Source organism: Rhizobium grahamii (assembly GCF_009498215.1).
Classification (GTDB): domain Bacteria; phylum Pseudomonadota; class Alphaproteobacteria; order Rhizobiales; family Rhizobiaceae; genus Rhizobium; species Rhizobium grahamii_A.
In genome coordinates this window covers 1,614,509-1,632,811 of the sequence record NZ_CP043499.1, presented here as the reverse complement: position 1 = coordinate 1,632,811, position 18,303 = coordinate 1,614,509, and the positions used below count along the sequence as shown (strand labels likewise).

At 60.0% G+C, this 18,303-nt stretch carries 15 protein-coding genes; 7 read left to right on the top strand and 8 right to left on the bottom strand.

Annotated elements, in window-relative coordinates:
• Positions 1-26: 26 nt before the first annotated feature.
• Complete coding sequence (locus tag FZ934_RS26215) at positions 27-1,070, top strand: substrate-binding domain-containing protein (protein ID WP_153273703.1); 1,044 nt, start codon at positions 27-29, stop codon at positions 1,068-1,070.
• Between the two features lie 115 nt (positions 1,071-1,185).
• Here the strand turns inward: FZ934_RS26215 and FZ934_RS26210 are convergent, their stop codons facing one another.
• From FZ934_RS26210 to FZ934_RS26195, 4 genes are all read right to left on the bottom strand, one after another.
• A complete protein-coding gene (locus FZ934_RS26210) occupies positions 1,186-3,240 on the bottom strand; it encodes a bifunctional aldolase/short-chain dehydrogenase (RefSeq protein WP_153273702.1) in 2,055 nt (684 codons plus the stop codon).
• Between the two features lie 50 nt (positions 3,241-3,290).
• Entirely contained in the window at positions 3,291-4,271 is a 981-nt protein-coding gene (locus FZ934_RS26205) for a sugar-binding transcriptional regulator (protein ID WP_153273701.1), read from the bottom strand.
• A 339-nt stretch (positions 4,272-4,610) separates the two neighbouring features.
• The gene (locus FZ934_RS26200) at positions 4,611-5,390 is read right to left on the bottom strand and encodes an ABC transporter ATP-binding protein (protein WP_153273700.1); all 780 of its coding nucleotides are present in this window, start codon (positions 5,388-5,390) and stop codon (positions 4,611-4,613) included.
• 123 nt (positions 5,391-5,513) lie between these two features.
• Positions 5,514-6,500: a helix-turn-helix transcriptional regulator gene (locus tag FZ934_RS26195; protein WP_153273699.1), complete on the bottom strand. Its 987-nt coding sequence runs from the start codon at positions 6,498-6,500 to the stop codon at positions 5,514-5,516.
• Between the two features lie 192 nt (positions 6,501-6,692).
• On the opposite strand from FZ934_RS26195, the gene FZ934_RS26190 reads away from it, so the two are divergent.
• From FZ934_RS26190 to FZ934_RS26180, 3 genes are read left to right on the top strand one after another with little or no spacing between them, the layout of a single operon-like run.
• The gene (locus tag FZ934_RS26190; protein WP_153273698.1) at positions 6,693-8,918 is read left to right on the top strand and encodes a TonB-dependent siderophore receptor; all 2,226 of its coding nucleotides are present in this window, start codon (positions 6,693-6,695) and stop codon (positions 8,916-8,918) included.
• A 5-nt stretch (positions 8,919-8,923) separates the two neighbouring features.
• Positions 8,924-10,045 (top strand): ABC transporter substrate-binding protein, encoded by a 1,122-nt coding sequence (locus FZ934_RS26185; protein ID WP_246737955.1) that lies wholly within the window; start codon positions 8,924-8,926, stop codon positions 10,043-10,045.
• Between the two features lie 9 nt (positions 10,046-10,054).
• Positions 10,055-10,999, top strand: a complete 945-nt coding sequence (locus FZ934_RS26180; protein WP_153273696.1) for an alpha/beta hydrolase — start codon at positions 10,055-10,057, stop codon at positions 10,997-10,999.
• A 27-nt stretch (positions 11,000-11,026) separates the two neighbouring features.
• Here the strand turns inward: FZ934_RS26180 and FZ934_RS26175 are convergent, their stop codons facing one another.
• On the bottom strand, positions 11,027-11,821 hold the full coding sequence (locus tag FZ934_RS26175) for a class I SAM-dependent methyltransferase (RefSeq protein ID WP_153273695.1): 795 nt from the start codon (positions 11,819-11,821) through the stop codon (positions 11,027-11,029).
• A 111-nt stretch (positions 11,822-11,932) separates the two neighbouring features.
• Here FZ934_RS26175 and FZ934_RS26170 point away from each other — a divergent pair, with 111 nt between their 5' ends.
• Genes FZ934_RS26170 through FZ934_RS26160 form a run of 3 tightly spaced genes read left to right on the top strand, consistent with a single transcriptional unit; the run spans position 11,933 to position 14,879 of the window.
• On the top strand, positions 11,933-13,063 hold the full coding sequence (locus FZ934_RS26170) for an ABC transporter substrate-binding protein (protein ID WP_153273694.1): 1,131 nt from the start codon (positions 11,933-11,935) through the stop codon (positions 13,061-13,063).
• Positions 13,064-13,065: 2 nt separating this feature from the next.
• Positions 13,066-14,130, top strand: coding sequence for a FecCD family ABC transporter permease (locus tag FZ934_RS26165; RefSeq protein WP_153273693.1), 1,065 nt, complete (start codon positions 13,066-13,068; stop codon positions 14,128-14,130).
• Complete coding sequence (locus FZ934_RS26160) at positions 14,124-14,879, top strand: ABC transporter ATP-binding protein (protein WP_153273692.1); 756 nt, start codon at positions 14,124-14,126, stop codon at positions 14,877-14,879. Before FZ934_RS26165 ends, FZ934_RS26160 begins: the two co-directional genes overlap by 7 nt.
• A 48-nt stretch (positions 14,880-14,927) precedes the next feature.
• Here FZ934_RS26160 and FZ934_RS26155 read toward each other — a convergent pair whose 3' ends face one another.
• The 3 genes from FZ934_RS26155 to FZ934_RS26145 all read right to left on the bottom strand — a co-directional run bounded on the left by FZ934_RS26155 (position 14,928) and on the right by FZ934_RS26145 (position 18,293).
• On the bottom strand, positions 14,928-15,944 hold the full coding sequence (locus FZ934_RS26155; RefSeq protein ID WP_153274051.1) for a LacI family DNA-binding transcriptional regulator: 1,017 nt from the start codon (positions 15,942-15,944) through the stop codon (positions 14,928-14,930).
• 120 nt (positions 15,945-16,064) lie between these two features.
• Positions 16,065-17,348, bottom strand: coding sequence for a D-tagatose-bisphosphate aldolase, class II, non-catalytic subunit (locus FZ934_RS26150; protein ID WP_153273691.1), 1,284 nt, complete (start codon positions 17,346-17,348; stop codon positions 16,065-16,067).
• Between the two features lie 12 nt (positions 17,349-17,360).
• Complete coding sequence (locus tag FZ934_RS26145; RefSeq protein ID WP_153273690.1) at positions 17,361-18,293, bottom strand: tagatose kinase; 933 nt, start codon at positions 18,291-18,293, stop codon at positions 17,361-17,363.
• Between the last annotated feature and the right edge of the window lie 10 nt (positions 18,294-18,303).

Below are 18,303 nucleotides of genomic sequence, written 5' to 3'. Positions count from 1 at the left end.
AAGGTTCACCAGTGGAGGAGACTGAAATGAACATAACACGCAGAACCCTGGGCAAGTTAACGCTCGGGCTGATGGGCGCAACGGCATTTGTCGGCCCATTGGCAGCAGCAGACATGCCAAAGCCATTCGACAAACCGGGCGACGTGAAGATCGCGCTTGTGCGCTATCTGTCGACCGGCGACTTCTTCCAGTCGTACCTTGCCGGTGTGGAGGCACAGGCAAAGGCGCTCGGCGTACAGCTGCAGGTTTTCGACAGCCGACAGGATGCGGCGCTCCAGGCTGACATGGTCGATCAGGCGATCGCGCTCAAGGTCCAGGGCATCATCATCCAGCACGGCCTGACGGAATCGATGAAGGAAGCCGCGCAGCGCGCGATCGATGCCGGCATCAAGGTTGTCGCCTTTGACGTCAATGTCGAGAACGACAAGATTCCGCAAGTCGAGCAGTCGGACCGCGACCTTGCTCGCCTGGCTCTGGAGCAGGCGGTGAAGGACAACGGCGAAAGCTTCAAGGCTGGCTACGTGTACGTAGCGGGGATTGCGCCGCTCGATCGTCGTGACGAGACCTGGAAGCAGTTCAAGGCAAAGTACAACGGCATCAATGAAGCCGCCCAGTTCGGCACGATGGACAATCCGATTGCCAACTCCGTCGCGAACCAGGCCCGCTCGGTAATCACTGCCAACCCCGATATCACCGTGATGTTTGCGCCCTACGACGAATTTGCCAAGGGCGTGAAGATTGCCGTTGATGAGGCCGGTCTGTCGTCGAACGTGAAGATCTACTCCGCCGACATTTCCACGCCTGACATCGCGGCGATGCGTGAATCTGGCTCTGCCTGGGCTGCGACGGCTGCAACGAATCCGGCCGTCGTTGGCCAGGTTTCGGTGCGTTCGCTGGCAATGCTTCTTGCCGGCGAAGACCCGGGCCACCAGGTCATCGTGCCGCCAACGCTGATCACTCAAAAAGATCTGAATGATCAGGATATCAAGAACATGGAAGAACTCGGCGTGAAGCTGCCGCAATTCGCGCACGCCGACGTTGCCATGCCCGCTTGGATGCCGAAGCCCTAAGCAGATCGCATTGACAAAAGAGAAAGGGACGACCGGTCGGTCGTCCCTTTTTTATTCTTTGTTCCAGCTGCTGCAGGTGGAAGCTGGCCTCCTCCCCACAGAGGCCATGCCTTGCCTAACGCATTGCCGCTGCGATGTTTCCGCCGTCGACTGTCGTAACGTCTGCTGTCGTGCGTTCCGCCAGCGCGTGATGGACGAAGGCTCTCGCCACGTCATCCGCCGTCACCTCGAGGCCGAGAAGGTTTCCAGCCATATACTCGTCCGTTGACACACCGCGTGCGGCCGATCGGTTCGCAATCATCTCGTCGTTCAGCAGACCGGAGCGGATCCGGTCGGCGTTCACGGCGTTGACGCGGATGTTGTCCGCGCCGTGCTCGAGCGCGTACTGACGGGACAAGAAGAGTGTTGCCGCCTTCGGCAAACCATAGGCGCCGAATTTCGCGCCCGGATTGACCGCCTGCTTCGACGCGTTGAACAGCAGGACGCCGCCGGTTGCCTGGGCCTTCATGATGCGCACGGCATTCTGTGCCACGCTCTGGTGAGCGAAGAAGTTGAGCTCGAAGCTCTTTCGCAGAAGTGCGTCGTCCATCGTTGCGATCGGGCTTTCCCAAGCAGCGCCGGCGTTGGACACGACGATATCGACCCCGCCGAACCTCGACACGGCCGCATCAAAAGCGGCACGGACAGATGCGGGATCCGTTATGTCGCATCCTACGCCGATTGCGCTGTTGCCAACGGCCTTCGCGATCGCGGCTGCCTTTTCGCCATCCAGGTCGACAATGAAAGCATGGGCACCCTCGGCGGCAAAGGCTCTCACGATCGCAGCGCCGATGGCGCCGGCACCACCCGTCACAAGAACAACCTGGCCCGTAAACGGCTTCGGCTTGGCGCCGCTGAGTTTTGCCTGCTCCAGCGACCAATATTCGAGATCGAAGAGATCCGAACGGCTTACCGGTTCGAAACGTCCCACCGATTCAGCATCGCGTGCCGCCTCGATCCACATTTCGCCGACATCGGAGGCGATCGCGGCATCCTTGTAGGTGCGTCCATGGCCAAACATGCCGACGCCGGGCACCAGGGTCAGCCGCGGCTTCGGATCGAGCATGACGCGCTTCACTTCGTCTCGGGCGTCATTGCTGCGGAAATACTCGGTGTAGTCGGCGACAAAGGATGCAACGCACTCATCGATGACGGCGCGATAGCCGGCCAGCGCTTCTCGCGCCGGCGCCGGCAGTACGACCGGGCCCGTCTTGATGCGGATCGAGAGGTCGGGGGTCGAGACGCCGCGCGCAGCCATATCCTCGACCTCCGCCGCGTTGACGAAATCGAGGATAGCAGGGGAACTCCGGAAGACGCTCACCATGCGGTCGAAGCGGCCGTTACCCTTGTTCACGGCGACCGCGCCACGCAGCATTGGCGCAATATCGTTCGCGTCCGCAATCGCGGCCGGGAGGCGGGCGGGCGTAAAGGGATTGCGCCCGTTTCGCTTCACGTGGTCCTCGGCAAGCGTGACGTAGTGGATCATTCGGTCATAGGCTTCCTTCGCCGTTTCGCCGAATGTGAATATTCCGTGCTTGTCGAGGATCAGCCCTTCGACCGTCGGGTCCTGCTCGAAGACCTCTGCGGCGGCCTTGGCCAAGGCAAAGCCGGGCATGATGTAAGGCACGAAGCCCATCTTCCTGCCGAACAGCGCAAGCGACATGGCCCGGCTTTCCGCCTGGTCGGCGATCGCAAGGATCGCCGTAGAATGGGTATGATCGACGAACTTGTGCGGCAGGAAGGCGTGCAGCAGCGCCTCAACCGACGGATTTGGAGCAGCCGGATCCATGAGATTGGCACGCAACAGCGTGACCATGTCCTCATCCGATAATTTCTCAAACTTGCGGCTTTTCAGAAGTGGACCCATCTTCACGGCAGGCAGGCCAGGGGGCTCGATCGTGCCCATGTCCCATCCGCTTCCCTTTACGCACAACACCATGTGCGTATCGCCGACCATATCGGTGGCTTCAGTCTTGACGGACGTGTTTCCGCCGCCATGGAGGACGAGACGAGGTTCACCTCCCAGAAGCCGGGTCGTATAGGTTCGCAGCGCAAGGTCACGACCGATCCCCTTCGCTGCGTAATCGGCGACGACCTTCTCCGCCGTGTCGTCGCGCCACAGACTTTCCATTATATGTTCCTCCCGATAAATCGGCTGCACTAAGGGCTGCCTGATGAAACCTAGGCGGCGCCTGGAGCGCCTTTGCCAAGTCCTTCCCGGTTCCAGCGCTCCATGACCCTGCGCGCCATCGAGGTGGTGACGATGAGATGCGACGCGAAGCCGCCCCTGAGGGCAGCCATCAGCGGCTCGAACTTGTTGTCTTCCTGCACGACAAGCATGCGCTTCTTGATGGCGCGAATCGAACTCAGATCGGCGGATATGCAGCGCCGGTTATGGGCACAATCCATCCATTGTCCATCACGATCGATCAGCTGTCCTGCGATGACGCCGGCGGCCCCGTTCTTTCCAAGCGCATGCATATCTTCAGCGGATAGCGCGCCACATTTGACGAGGTGACTGTCATCCTCGATGCCGCCGACCGAATAGAGAGCCAGCTGGCAATCGGAGATCGTCGCAAGCTGCTCCTTGATGACAGGCTCGCCGCGCAGTTCCTCGGCCAGACGCTCGGTTGAAAGCACGAGCGGTGCGTAGAAATTGATGCCTTCGGCATTCAGGCGGCGGGCAATTTCTGTCGTGCACTGATCCGGACGGTAGGAGTAAGGCGCGCCTAGGTTTCCGCAAAGCTGCACGACGGTCACCCCTCGCAGATCCGCGAACGGCATCACGTCGGCGATATGATAGACCGTACGGCCCCACGCCACGCCGATCCGGTCGCCTTTCTCGATCAGTTCGAGGAAAACAGAGGCTGCCACGACGGGCATTTCCGCAGCAGGATCCATAGCCTGCCGGTCCTCGGGGACAATCCAGGCTGTCGTCAGACCCGTTGCATCCTCAAGCTCGCGGGCTAGAACGTCGTCTGAAAACAGCTCGGAAGAGGTGGTGATCGTGACGATGCCCATTTCACGTGCGCGGCGCAGATATGCCGCGATCGAAGCGCGGGAGATCTCCAGTTTCTGTGCAACTTCGTCCTGGCGAAGGCCGTGATTATAATAGAGCCAGGCGGCCTTGTGGATGATCTGGTCGGTGGCGCGTATCGGCATGGGGGCCTTTCAAGAATCTGTTCTGACATAATTCACTGATGCTGACAAAAGTCAATAACATGAAGTGAGGCCGTAGCGACCGCGTCTCGCGATCACGGTCCGACACCTGTCATTCGTCGAGAACTCAGCGCGTCAACACAAAGGCCGTGCGTCGTCGACAACGCTCGTCGCTCCTGCAGAATAGAAGCGATTTCAAGGCGAGTATGGTGCCGGGATGGATCGGGCTGGGAGGTATATCAGCGTGAAACAGCGGACGTCGCGATAACCGAGCAAGCCTGCGCCGACACGCTCCTGCAATCGCAGATGCGAGCGCGCTGCCGACTTTAGTTTTAGTGTGCCTTAGAGGATATAGCTGATCGGAGCGTGGCTGACGGGGTGCGGGAACACGCCCATCTCGACACCAAAGACCGATTTCAGCACGTCGGACTGAACGATCTCGCCAGGGCGTCCCTGCGCGGAAATCCGGCCGTTGTTCAGCGCAACGATCTCGTCGCAGTAGCGTGCCGCGAGGTTGATGTCGTGGAGAACCACGACGATGGTCAGGCCACGTTCGTGGCTGAGTTCGCGCAAAAGAGCGAGGACACCATCCTGATGCAGCAGGTCGAGCGCTGAAGTGGGTTCGTCGAGAAGCAGGCAGCTGGCGTTCTGCGCAAGCATCATTGCGATCCAGGCACGTTGGCGTTCGCCGCCCGACATGTTCGCAACCAGACTATCCCGAAAGCGCTCGAGATCGGTTCTCTCGATGGCATCATCGACAAGCTGCTGGTCGCTCTTCGTAAAGCGGCCAAGCGTTCCATGCCAAGGGAAGCGACCAAGAGCGACGAGTTCGCGCACCGTCATGCCATCGGTTGCCGGCGTGAATTGCGGCATGTAGGCGACTTCGCGAGCGAAGGCCCGGGCCTTCCAGTTCGCTGCGGTCTCGCCCAGCAGGTGGACATCGCCAGAGGTGGGAGAGATCTGCCGTGCCATGATTTTCAGAAGGGTGCTCTTGCCGCTGCCGTTCTGGCCGACCAGACCGTAGACGCGACCTTTCTCGAGCGAAAGATCGATACCGGAGAGGATTTGTTTCTTCTCGGCTTCGTAGTGCACCTGAGACATGGACAGGAACGTGGTTGCCATACGAGCATCTCCGAATTCGGCAAAAGCACTTTCAATGCGTCAATGCTTCTGCAAAACCTTACTGCATATGTCAACTTAGAAGCGCGGCAATGTGCTTCCTTGGAATCCGAGCGTTTGTGGCGTCTATTTGGGGCGCCGCGCGTCCTTGGGCGTAAAACCAAAGCGACGCTTGAAGGCGGTGGAGAAGTTCGCGGCGCTGGTATAGCCGGCCATGTATGCCGCCTGTGCGATCGACAGTTCCTCGTTCTCGAGCGCGAGCCGAGCCTGCTCAAGTCTTCTGGCGCGGACGTAATGAAAGACGGTCGTGTCATGGGCGGCATGGAAAAGACGCTGCAGCGTGTTGACGCCGACCCCAGCGGTTGCCGCGATTTCCTCAAGCGAAAGCGGATCGGTCGTGCTGGCAATCAGCTCTTCGGCCAGTATGAGGCGGCGTCTTTCGGCGACCGTGAGGTCGCCTCGCCCATCGGACGGCTGATGATGCTCGGAGAGCATTCCGAAAGCCTCTCCGATGATGCCGAGCACCCGGCTCTCGATATAAAGGCGGCTGAGGCAAGATTCTATCGCCGGAGGGCGGATCACCTGTTCGGCCAGCGCCAGCAGGGCAGCACTCGGTGTCCACGAGCGCGCCGCCAGCGTTTGAGCCGTAAAGCGCCTGATCCCGTTGGCGCTTGCATCAGAGAACATGTCTCCGGACTCCAGCCATTCCGGAAATATCTTGATCGTCAGTTTGCGCACCCGGTCACCGATCGCCGCCCGACGCCGAAAAACCTCTGGGCCTTTCTGATGAAAGAGCGTGGCCGAGGGCGTCCAGCGATCGCGATCGTGCCTGCGGGGCATCGGAATGTCCTGGTTTCCGATGCTCGCCGAAACACCGCCCCGGAAAAACAGCTTGATGCCGAGGTGAGCCGGCGCCTCCGTTTCGGTGTGCAGATCGCAAAGGTTCGTGACGTCGGAATAATGCACGCTGAGGCCGGACCGGATCGCGGTCTTGCTGAAGCTGCCCTTCAGAAGAGCCTTGTCGGACTCGATATTGGAGTTCAGCAGCCGGAAGGAACGGTTTCCCGCCTGCATCTGCCCAAAGAATTCATGCGCTTTTAGAAGAGAGCTCATCGGGCAACTTTATCCATTTTCGGAACCGGGCGGTTCCCAACCTTTCGAACTCAAACAAAACTGTCGTTTTCTCAAACAACTTCATCATGGCCATGCCGTCGCAAACGGCTATAACGCCAAAACATGACAACTTCCATCATCTTTTTAATCGTGATGGATGCGAACCGCTAGAGATGTATTCGCGAGGGATAGATGACTTACCGACAGATCGTTGCAGGGCTGCTGGCCGGATCGGCGAGCCTCTTTGCGGTGACGACAGCCATGGCGGAGGATCAATCTGCAACGGACCTGCAGAAGATCACGATCGCGGCAGAGAAAGGTAAGGACCCTGTCGCCAAGCGTTCGCGCGCCGGCACGAAGACGGACACCGCCATCATCGAGACTCCGCAGTCGATATCGGTCGTTACAAGCGAGCAGTTCAAGAAGCAGGGCGCGACCAGTGTATCGTCGGCGCTTCGATACGAACCCGGCGTGACCACGGGTTCACGTCCCGGCGATCGTTTCGACAGCGTCTTTATTCGCGGCTTCGGTGGCTTCGGCGGCAACGCCAACTACGTTCATTATTGGGATGGATTGCGACTGCCGACGGGCATCAACTACGATGTGCCGTCGATCGACCCCTATCTGCTCGATGGCATCGAAATCACGCGCGGGCCGGCATCCGTGCTCTACGGCTCGGGAAATCCCGGCGGCATCGTCAATCTCGTCAGCAAGGAGCCTCAATCGGCAAGTGCCAACGAGGTGTTCACGCGCTTCGGCAACGATGGTCGTGCTGAGGCTGGCTTCGACTTTACCGGGCCGGTCGATGAAAGCGGCGACCTGCTGTATCGGCTAACCGGTGTCGGGCGCCTTTATGATCTCGGCTTCGATTATTCCGACAGCAAGCGGATCGCCATCGCGCCATCGGTGACATGGTCGCCGGACGCAGACACGACCTTGACGATCAAGGCGAGCTATACCCGTGACCCGAATGCGGCCCTGACAAACTGGATGCCGGCTCTCGGAACCCTGCAGACCAATCCGAACGGCCAGATTCCGTACGACTTCTTCAGCGGCAACCCCAACTACAATTCGTTCGAGCGGACCCAGGCGACCATCGGCTACGAACTGGAGCATCATTTCAACGACGTCTGGACGGCCAGGCAGAACTTGCGAATGATGCACAGCGAAAGCGAGTTCAAGGCCTATTCCGTCGTTCCGAACGCGAATGCCTGGGCCGCGGCCGCCAGTTGCGGCGGCGTCGCCTATCTTTGCATCGGGCGGCAATCGACGCACTACGTCGAACAGTTCAATGCGCTTGCGATCGACAATCAGCTTGAGGCCGATTTCGACACCGGAGCGCTCGAGCACAAGGTTCTCTTTGGCCTCGATTATCAGCTCGTCGACGCCCGCTCGACCTATGGAAACGGCGCCACGACTTACATCAATTACCTCAATCCTGTTTACGAGGCCGCGCCGAACGTGGCTTTCACGGGTCAGCAGGACCAGACCCGTCGCCAGACCGGCATCTACATCCAGGATCAGGTAAAAGTCGACAACTGGGCGTTCGTGCTCGCCGGCCGCAACGACTGGTCGTCCATCAACAGCGCGACCACGACGCTCTCAAGCGGTGCGGTGAAAGAGGTCGATACGACCGACAGCGCGTTTACCTGGAAAGCTGGCCTCCTATACGAGTTCGACAATGGAATCGCGCCTTACGCGAGCTATGCCACTTCGTTCGATCCGACGATGGGCACCGGCTACGGCGGCACGCCTTTCAAGCCGACGACCGGGCAGCAATATGAAGTCGGGGTAAAGTACCAGCCAACCAATTTCGACGGCCTCTTCACCGTCGCACTTTATGACCTCACACAACAGAACGTCCTGACGACGGACACGGTGCATACGAGTACCAACACGACGATTACCGGCTGCAGTTCCACGACCTGCCAGACGCAGACGGGTGAGGTGCGCTCGCGCGGGGTCGAACTGGGCGCGAAGTTTGCGATCATGGACGGGCTGAACCTCAGTGCCGCCTACACTTACGCCGATGTTGAAGTCACCAAGAGCAACGTCGCATCGACGCTGGGCAAGACCCCGGTTGGTGCTCCGGCACATATGGCAAGCCTTTGGGCGGACTACACCATCGGCCAAGGCGCACTGGAAGGCCTGAACTTCGGCGCGGGCGTTCGCTACATGGGGTCGACAAACGGCGACGCTGCGAATACCGCTGCCATGAAGGTTCCCGCCTACACCCTGTTCGATGCGGCGGTCAGCTATGACTTCGGCAACTACGACCCGAAGATGAAGGGCTTCCAGCTGGCGGTCAACGCGACCAACCTCTTCAACAAAGAGTATGTCGCATCCTGTGCATCGATGTATCAGTGCTTCTATGGTACCGGCCGGGTCGTCATGGCCACCGCCACCTACAAATGGTAATGAGCATGAGATCGATTTTCGTCCGCAAGTATCATCAGTCCGGAAGGCTTTTCGCTCTCGTTGCGTCTGCGCTGCTTCTGTTGACCTTCGCCTCCGGTGCTTCGGCGGCGATCACCGTCACGGATATGAAGGGCCGGCAGGTTTCCCTGCCAAAGCCGGCTCAACGCCTTGTCATCGACGACGGTCGGATGATTATCGCACTGGGGTTTCTGACGGACGATCCGGTTTCGATGATTGCCGCCTGGCCCCATGATATCGATCGCTTCGGGCGCGAGCTTTACGCCGACTATCAGAAGCGGTTTCCGCAGATCGACACCTTGCCGAAATCGACTAGCAATGCGCAGGACATGGCCGTCGAGCAGGTTCTGGCCGGTCACCCCGATGCCGTGGTGCTGTCGGTCTTCTCGCATCCGGCAGAGGAACAACTCAAGCAGCTGGAGAAGGCTGGCATTCCGGTTATCTTCGTGGATTTCGTAACCAGCCCGCTGAAGAACACGGATATCAGTCTTCAGATTTTGGGGGCGATTACCGGCCGCGAACAGCAGGCGCAACGCGTCGTCGCGCTACGTCAGCAACACAGAGCGCTGATCGCGCAGCGTGTGCAGGATGTCGCGGTTTCAGACAAGCCCTCCGTGTTCCTGGAACCACACGCGTCGACACAGGAGGCGTGCTGCAATTCTCCAGGTGGTGCGGGCATTGGAACCTTCATCGATTTTGCCGGAGCGCGCAATATCGGCGACATCCTGAAAGGAAAGCCGTCTGGTCAGCTCGGCACGGAATACATTCTGGCATCGAAACCGGACGTCTACATCGCGACCGGCGGCGAATATATGAAGAGCCGTGGCGGGCTTCTGGTCGGTCCGCGCTTTGACGCCCAAACGACGAACCTATCCTTGCAGCAACTGTTGGAGCGTCCCGGTTTCTCCGCTCTCCCGGCAGCACAGCATCATGCCGTTCATGGCTTTTCTCAACAGCTGTTCAATTCGCCGCTCGATATCCTTGCCCTCGAACTCATTGCCAAGTGGTCGCATCCGAAGCGCCTCGCCGACCTCGATACCGAGGCGACCAGACGATCATTGAATGCTCTGTCGGCTGTGCCACTCAGCGGCCTCTACTGGACGGAATAGGTGCCGACGATGCGCAGACATAAATCCGCTGCAGACGGAACCTGGAATGGCCGGCATAGCGATGGCGCTTGTGATCGAGCGGATGCCAAAAGCGAGCCGTCGCTGGAGGCTCTGCCGTTGCTCCTTCCGGATTGTCGCCGCTTTGCTATCCGTGCCGATGAGACCGGCCTTGAGTACGAGATATTCATCTATGTACCTGACCTGCCGGCGCCACCCGCCGGCTTTCCGGTCTTCTACGTGCTTGACGCCAACGCGGACTTCGTCACGGTCGCCGAAACTATCCGTCGCGTTTCGCGACGATCGTCCGCGACCGGAATCTGTCCCGCGATCGTGGTCGGCATCGGTTATCCCAACACGACAAGCTATGCAGCCGACCGTCGCTACTTCGATTTCACGCGAGGACCGGCAGCGAACGCCTCGACAGATGTTCCCGCAGACGGGTTTGGTGGTCAGGCTGCCTACGTCAGGTTCATAAGCCGGCAGCTGATGCCGATGATTGCCGCGCGATTCCCGGTCCACCAGACGCGCCGTGCTTTGCTTGGCCACTCGCTCGCCGGTCATTTTGTTTTGGAGGTTCTGGCACAACAGCCGTCGCTCTTCGATGGCTATGTCGCCTTCAGCCCCTCCATCTGGTGGGACCAGCAGCGCTTGGTGGACAGCCTCAGCGACAGCAAGACTACGGATAATCTTCGGCTCTATGTCGCGTCCGGACGCTGGGAACAGGAACTTGCGCCATGGCAAAGCCAGACAACGCTCAGCGCGTCATATCATGCTCTGCGCAAGCAGCGTCGTATGGTCGACAACGCCCGCGACTTCGCGCAGAAGGTCGAGGCGTCGTTCGGCGCAAACGCAAATGTCCGTTTTGAGATCGGCGAGGACGAAGACCACGCCACTATCATGACGACCTTGCTGACCCGCGCGCTACGGTTCGTTGCGACGGGCTGGTCGGACTGAGTTTGGGGGTAGCAGTACGCTTCCGCTCTACTCCGGCTTCACCGCCACGATCGCGTATCGGTGCTGCAGTCCGCGCGCCAGCGCCTTGAAGTAGTTCCAGTTTTTCGCCTGGCTTCTGTGAATCCCGCGGAGATTGCTATCGATGGCTACGGGATCAAACCCTGCCTTCTTGAGGAGATCCGCGACCGCGTCGGCTCGCGCACCTTTGGAAAAATGGACACGTGCGAGGATGCTTTTGTGCTGTTGCGCGAGTTCTGGCGGCGCATGCATGGGATCGGTCTTCAGAATGCCGGCGCGTTCCAGCCATGTCGCCAACTGCCTGGCCGCGCGCTCGGCGCGCCCGACGTTGACGAAGTCACCATCCACGACAAGCAGCCGGCCACCTGGCTTCAAGACCCGAAACCATTCGCGAAAGCAGGCCTCCGGATCCACAAGCGTCCAGACAAGGTGTCGATTGACGACGACGTCGTATGTGTCTGATGCTTCCATCGTGCGCTCGGCATCGCCGACAAAGAAGCTGATGGCGCGCCCGCGAGCCTTCGCCTTGGCGCGCGCCCGCTCGAGCATCGCTTCGGACCAGTCGATCCCCGTTACCCGGTAGCCGAGATCGTCCATCAGATGAGAGATAACGCCGGTGCCGCTGGCGAGATCCAGCGCTCTGCGCTCGTCACCATGGCCGAGATGCTTGAGTAACAACGCATGCCAGGCCTGCCGCTCATCCTCAGAGAAGATTTCATGGCCGGGAGATTGGTCAAAGGTCTCGGCACGTCGTGACCAATAGTCCTTGATCTCGTCACGCAATCCATGATTGTGCCCTTGCATTTCCTGCGTCCCTTTCAAGCCGGCGCCGTTTCGAACTCTTCTAAAAGATAAAACTTGACGCTTCCAATCATAAAATAAATACAGGGCGCAATTTCCACCGGAGTTCTCTCGATGCGAATGACCCTCAGAATCGCAGCCGTTTCCGTCGGCATGCTGATGTCCGCCGCTTGGCCGGCGCTTGCCGATACGATCACGTTGAAAGACGTCACCGGCCGCGACGTCAAGGTAGATGTTCCTGTCAAGCACATCATTCTCGGAGAGGGCCGGCAGATCTACTTCCTCGCCGCGCTCGACAAGACAAATCCCTTCGAGCACGTGGTCGGCTGGCGTGACGACCTGCCGAAGGCAGATCCCGAAACCTACGGCGCCTATCTCGCAAAGTATCCCGAAATCGCCAAGCTTCCGACATTTGGCGGCATGAAGGACGGGACCTTCGATATCGAACAGGCCGTCGCGCTGAAGCCGGATGTCATCCTCATGAACGTCGACGCCAAGACGGCGACCGAAGAGGCGGGTTACATCGAAAAGCTCGGCAAGGTCGGGATTCCGCTTGTGTATGTCGACTTCCGCGAGAAGCCGATGGAGAACACCGAGCCCAGCATGCGGGTCATGGGCAAGTTGATGGCCAAGGAGCAGGTAGCCGAGGACTTCATCAGCTTCCGGGCTGACAGCATCAAGCGCGTCACCGACGTCTTGGCGAAAGACAATCCGCCGAAGCCTGTTGTTTTCGTGGAACGGGCCGGCGGCTATTCCGATGATTGCTGCATGTCCTTCGGCAACGAGAATTTCGGCAAAATGGTCGAGATCGCCGGCGGCAATAACATGGCCAAGGGCATCATCCCCGGCACGTTCGGAACGGTGAACCCGGAACAGATCATCGCATCGAACCCGGACCAGATCATCGTGACCGGCGGCATGTGGGATGCATATGTTCCGGGCGGAAAGTGGGTCGGCGTTGGCTATGGCGCCGATCTGAAAGAGGCACGGCGCAAGCTGGAAGGCCTGACCGAGCGCCCGGCCTTCACCGGTGTCAAGGCGGTGAAGGATGGCAACGTCCACGCCATTTGGCACCAGTTCTACAACAATCCCTATCAGTTCGTGGCCATCCAGGAGATCGCCAAGTGGCTGCACCCGGACCTCTTCCAGGATCTCGACCCGGAAGCGACGTTCAAGGAGCTGCATGCCCGCTTCCTGCCCCTGGACTACAAGCCTGGCTACTTCGTTTCGCTGAAGGATAACTGACAATGGCGAACGCGGCGCTTCAGCCGATCTCAACGGGGCGGGAGCGCTATCGCGCTCTCGCCTTGCGGCGTATTGTGATCCTCTGTCTCCTGACAGCTGCACTTGCATTCAGCATCGCCGCGGACATGGCGCTCGGTCCTGCGAACTACAGCCTCAAGGAGGTACTTGCAGCGCTATTCGATCCGGCGACCGCCGGCGACCAGCTGCGCGTCGTCATCTGGGACATTCGCATGCCCATCGCCTTGATGGCGGTCACGGTCGGGGCCTCGCTGTCCGTCGCGGGTGCTCAGATGCAGACGATCCTCTCCAATCCGCTGGCGAGCCCGTTCACATTGGGCATCTCGGCAGCAGCCGGTTTCGGCGCGGCACTTGCACTGGTGGCCGGCGTGGCGATCTTCCCCGGCGCGGTCGAATACATGGTGCCGATCAATGCCTTCCTGATGGCGATGGTCGCAGCACTTTTCATCCATTTCGCTTCCACGATGCGCGGTGTGACCGTCGAAACGATCGTCCTTCTCGGCATCGCCCTCGTCTTCACCTTCAATGCGGCACTTTCCCTGCTGGAATATCTGGCGTCCGAGCAGGCGCTGGCCGCTGTCGTCTTCTGGACCATGGGCAGCCTGACGAAGGCGACGTGGAGCAAGGTCTATGTCACGGCCGCGGTGCTGGTGGTGACGCTGCCGCTCTTCATACGCAACGCCTGGGCGCTCACGGCACTTCGGTTGGGCGATGACAAGGCCGCAAGCATGGGCGTGAACGTTCGCGGGCTTCGGCTGCGGACCATGCTGACAGTTAGCCTGCTGGCGGCCATCCCGGTTTCCTTCGTTGGAACGATCGGCTTCGTCGGCCTGGTTGGTCCTCATATCGCGCGCATGCTCGTCGGAGAGGATCAGCGGTTCTTCCTTCCCGGAGCGGTCATTGCAGGCGCATTGCTACTGTCGGTGACCTCGGTTGTCAGCAAGATCCTCATTCCCGGTGCGATCCTGCCGATCGGCGTCATAACGGCGGTGGTTGGCGTTCCATTCTTCTTCGTTCTCATTTTCAGCAACAGGAGGCGGGCTTGGTAGCTCTTGGCCTGAAGCAGGTCGGCGCCTCGTATGGCCGTGTGACGGTCCTTTCGAACGTCGGCATCGAGACGCTGAAAGCGGGAAGCCTGACGGCCGTTGTCGGGCCGAATGCGGCCGGCAAATCAACGTTGTTCAAGCGGATCGCCGGCCTCATCTCCGGTCCGGGGCTGGTCGAACTGTCGGGCTCGGCGAACAACGACCGCGCCATCTGCTACATGCCGCAGGATACCGGGGCGAACGCGGTGCTGACTGTCTACGAGTCGGTTCTTCTGGCAGCGAAGCAGGGGGGGAGCTGGCGGGTCCACGACGGCGAGCTTTTCGAGATCGACGCCATTCTGCGGGCATTGCGGATCGAGGATCTGGCTTTCCGCGGACTCGGTGAACTCTCCGGCGGGCAGCGTCAGCTCGTATCGCTTGCGCAGGCGCTAGTGCGGAAGCCCGAAGTCCTGCTGATGGACGAGCCGACCTCGGCGCTCGACCTGCACCGCCAGATCGAGGTCCTGGGCTTCGTGCGTGACCTGGCCGGCAAGACCGGCATGATCGTCCTCGTCGCCCTGCACGATCTGAACCACGCGCTGCGCTATTGCGAGCAGACCATTGTGATTGCTGGAGGCAACATGGTGGTAAGCGGCGAGACGGAAGAGGTCATCAACTCGGATATGCTGCGAGAGATCTACAAGGTTCAGGCACGGATCGAGACCTGCTCGCAGGGCCAGAAATTCCTTCTCGTCGACGGTATTGCACCGTAGAGCTGCCTTGGAATACAGCGGGGATGCGACGACGTCGCGTCCCTGCGCTTACGCAGATTCTCTCAGTTGAAGCTCGGCCTTGAGAAGAATGCGGCCATCCGATGGGAAGTCGCTTCGCGGTCCTGTCGGCTCTCCGAGCTTGTGCAGCAGCAGCTCGATCGCCAATCGACCGATATCGTTATAATTCTGCGCAACCGTCGTGATCGGCGGACAGGCGTAACGGGAAAGCGGATGGTCGTCGTGGCCGGCGACCCTGAGATCGCAGCCGGGTGCGTGCCCGACCTTCAGGCCTGCCTGATAGGCGGCGGAAATAACGCCGAATGCCATTCGGTCGTTTGCGCACAACACCGTCCGCGTCGGAAAGCCGCCTTCGCGAAGGATCCGCTGCGTCTGTTCGAAGCCGAAGCGTTCGAAGTCCCAGGAGCGCTGAGGTTCGAGTTCAAGGACGATAGGCTCGAGCTTCAGGAGCGCCATGGAGCGACGGAAGGCATGCTCACGCGTTCGGGCATTGTTGTTAACCGAAGGCATCGGAAAGTAGCAGGGCTGCTCGCCTGAGCGCGACAGATAGTCGACGATCAGCTGGAAGCTCTGCTCGTTATCGGTGCCAACGAAGGACGAGCTCTCGTCGAGCGGAGAATCCACGTAGACGAGTGGTATGCTGTCGCCAAGGGCTGCGAGCGTGTCATGATGGGAGTCGACGCCAAGCGGCGCGATGATGGCGCCGGCCACGTTCATCGACTTGAACGTCTCGATGGCGCGATCTTCCATTTCGGGGTTTCCGTCGGAGGACAGAACGAAGGCAAGAAATCCAGCCTCGTTGGCGATCAGTTCGATCCGCCGCGTCAGAGCCATATAGAAGGGATCGGTGGAATTCGGGATGATGACCCCGAGGATGTTCGTGCGGCGCCGGTTGAGATTCACGGCGAAGATATTCGGTCTGAAGCCTGATTGTTTGATGGCGATTTCAATCAGATCACGTGTCTTGCCGCGAACCGACTTGGGATCGTTGAAATACTTCGAGACCGTCGGCCTGGACAGGCCAACGAATTCCGCGAAGTCTTCCATCGTCTTGATTGGTTTATCCAATTTTCTCTCCCGCAGCTCGATCGTCATATCCGTTGGAAAGAGCGTCGCCTGTCAACCGAAAAGGCGACGCCATCCCCAACGGCGAGGAAGTCGATACGGTTATGCCTTGCAGGCTTCGAAGTAGTCTTCGAGCACCAGATCGATCGCTCCGATGATCAGCCCCGTGGCTGTCGGCGCGACCTTGCCGTCGCGTACCAGCGGGTAGAGCCGCTGCAGGTACTGGCTGATCATCGTCTCGGGAATGGTGGTGTCGCCGAAAAGCTCCAGCAGGCTCGACACGGCTGCCGCGATCTTCGGCTGTGGCCAATAATAGCGGATACGATCGCTGTAGGAGAAATGGCGCTGGAGATGCTGCTCCTCGCCGGAGCCGTGATAGTACTTGTTCCAGTTGTCAGGATCAGAAACCATGACGTCCTCGGCCACTTGCATAAGCGTTGCCGTTCGACTGCCGGAGAAGAGGAACGCTGCAATCTGGTCAAGACCGTAGAGCGCCTCCCGCAAAGCGAAGGTCAGGCCCGGGCCGACCTTCAGGATCGCAAAGCCGTCAGCGACCAGCTCGCGCAGCGCGGCGCGCGTCTGGTAGTCGGTCGAATGTGCTTCGAAAACAAGCCCCGGAAGGCCCGCCAGGCTTTCGCTCAGCGCTTTCGCCTTCTGCCGGTCGTAAGCAATGACGTTGTGATTGCCGAATTCGACACCCGGTTGAACAACGACACCGACGGCTCTCCGGAAAGCATCCTTCGCGCCAGCCTCTTCGAAGGCGCGTGCGTGGATCCGAACGGTTTCCGCCGCTGCCTCGGGCTTCGTCGGCTCCAGTCCTTCGATCTCCTCCATCGCGCCGCCCGGGATCGGGACTTCGGTTCCGATGATGTAGACCGGTAGCGGGCCGGCGGTGCCGGCAATTGCCTCTTCGGCCGCTCTGGCAAGCCGCGCTGCCCGCGCTGCCGTTACTTCGTCACTGAGGGCCACCGGCTCGCCGGCGCAGCCCATGCTGGTATCGAGATGCAGCTTGGTGAAACCGGCCTTTGCATAGGCGCGGATCATGGTCTCGGCCTTATCCATTGCCGCTTCGGCGCTCATTGCCTTCCAAGGATTCGGCCCCAGATGGTCGCCGCCGAGGATGACGTCAGCCATCGGGAAGCCGGTCTTGGCGGCGATCTGTTCGACGAAAGCGCGGAAGTTCGCGGGCGTCATTCCGGTGTAGCCGCCGTCCTGGTTGACCTGGTTGCAGGTCGCTTCGATAAGAAGCGGTGACTGCGCCCGCAACGCATGTAACATCGCGGCTTCGATCACGAAGGGATGCGCCGAGCAGACCGATGGAATGCCCGTGAAGCCGGTCGTGCGCTCGTGCCAGGTTGCGATATCGAGAAGGTAGTTCTGCGTCATGCGATTGTCTTTCTATGCGGCAAGAAAGGTGTCGATTTCAGTGCGGCTGGAGGCGCCTTCCATGGGGCCGGTCTTGGTGACGGCGAGGGCACCTGCTGCGTTGGCATATCGAAGCGCGGTCTGCGGAGTTTCGCCCTCAAGCCACAAGGTTACGAAGGTCGCGCCGAAGCAGTCGCCCGCACCGGTCGGATCAACTTCCTCGACCTTCATGCTCGGCCGAGTGAGGCTCCCTTTGGCATCGTAATAGGTCGCGCCGGCGGCACCTTGCTTGAGCACGATTGCCTTGACGCCCTTTGCGAGCAGTTCCTGGACGGCGGCTTCCTCGGTCCGGGCCGACGCGAAGAGGTAGAGCTCGTCGCCGCTCGGAAGAAAGAGGTCCGTTTCCGCGATGACCGACTGCAGGGCTTCGCGCATGCCGGGACTGTTGAGGATCTCGGGTCGAAGGTTCGGGTCGAACGACACCGTGCCGCCTCTTGCCTTGATTGCGTGCATTGACGAAAGGACGGTCTCGATCACGCTCGGCGCGTAGAGCGATGTTCCCATCACATGAAGATGCGATGCTTCGGCAACGAGCTGCTTGGCAGCGTCGGTGAGCTCGATCGTGCCGCAGGCGCTGTGGCGAATGTTGAAGACAAACGCTCTGCTTCCGTCTTCACGATAGCGAACGAATGCGCTTCCGGTCGTTCCGCCGGCAATAACGTTGATGCCGGAAATGTCGACGCCGTCGGTCTTCAAGCGTTCGGTGTTGACCCATCCGAAATCATCATCGCCGACCGCGGAGATGATGGCGCAGGGATGGCCGAGCTTTCCCACCTGATCGATGAAAATCGCGGGCGCGCCTGAGGGGAATGGGCCGACCAATGGCACGGCGGAGCGAAATCCATTGCCCCGGTCAGTTGCGATGATCTCGACGAGAACTTCACCGATCGTCAGAATTTTTTTCATGGTGTTCTGC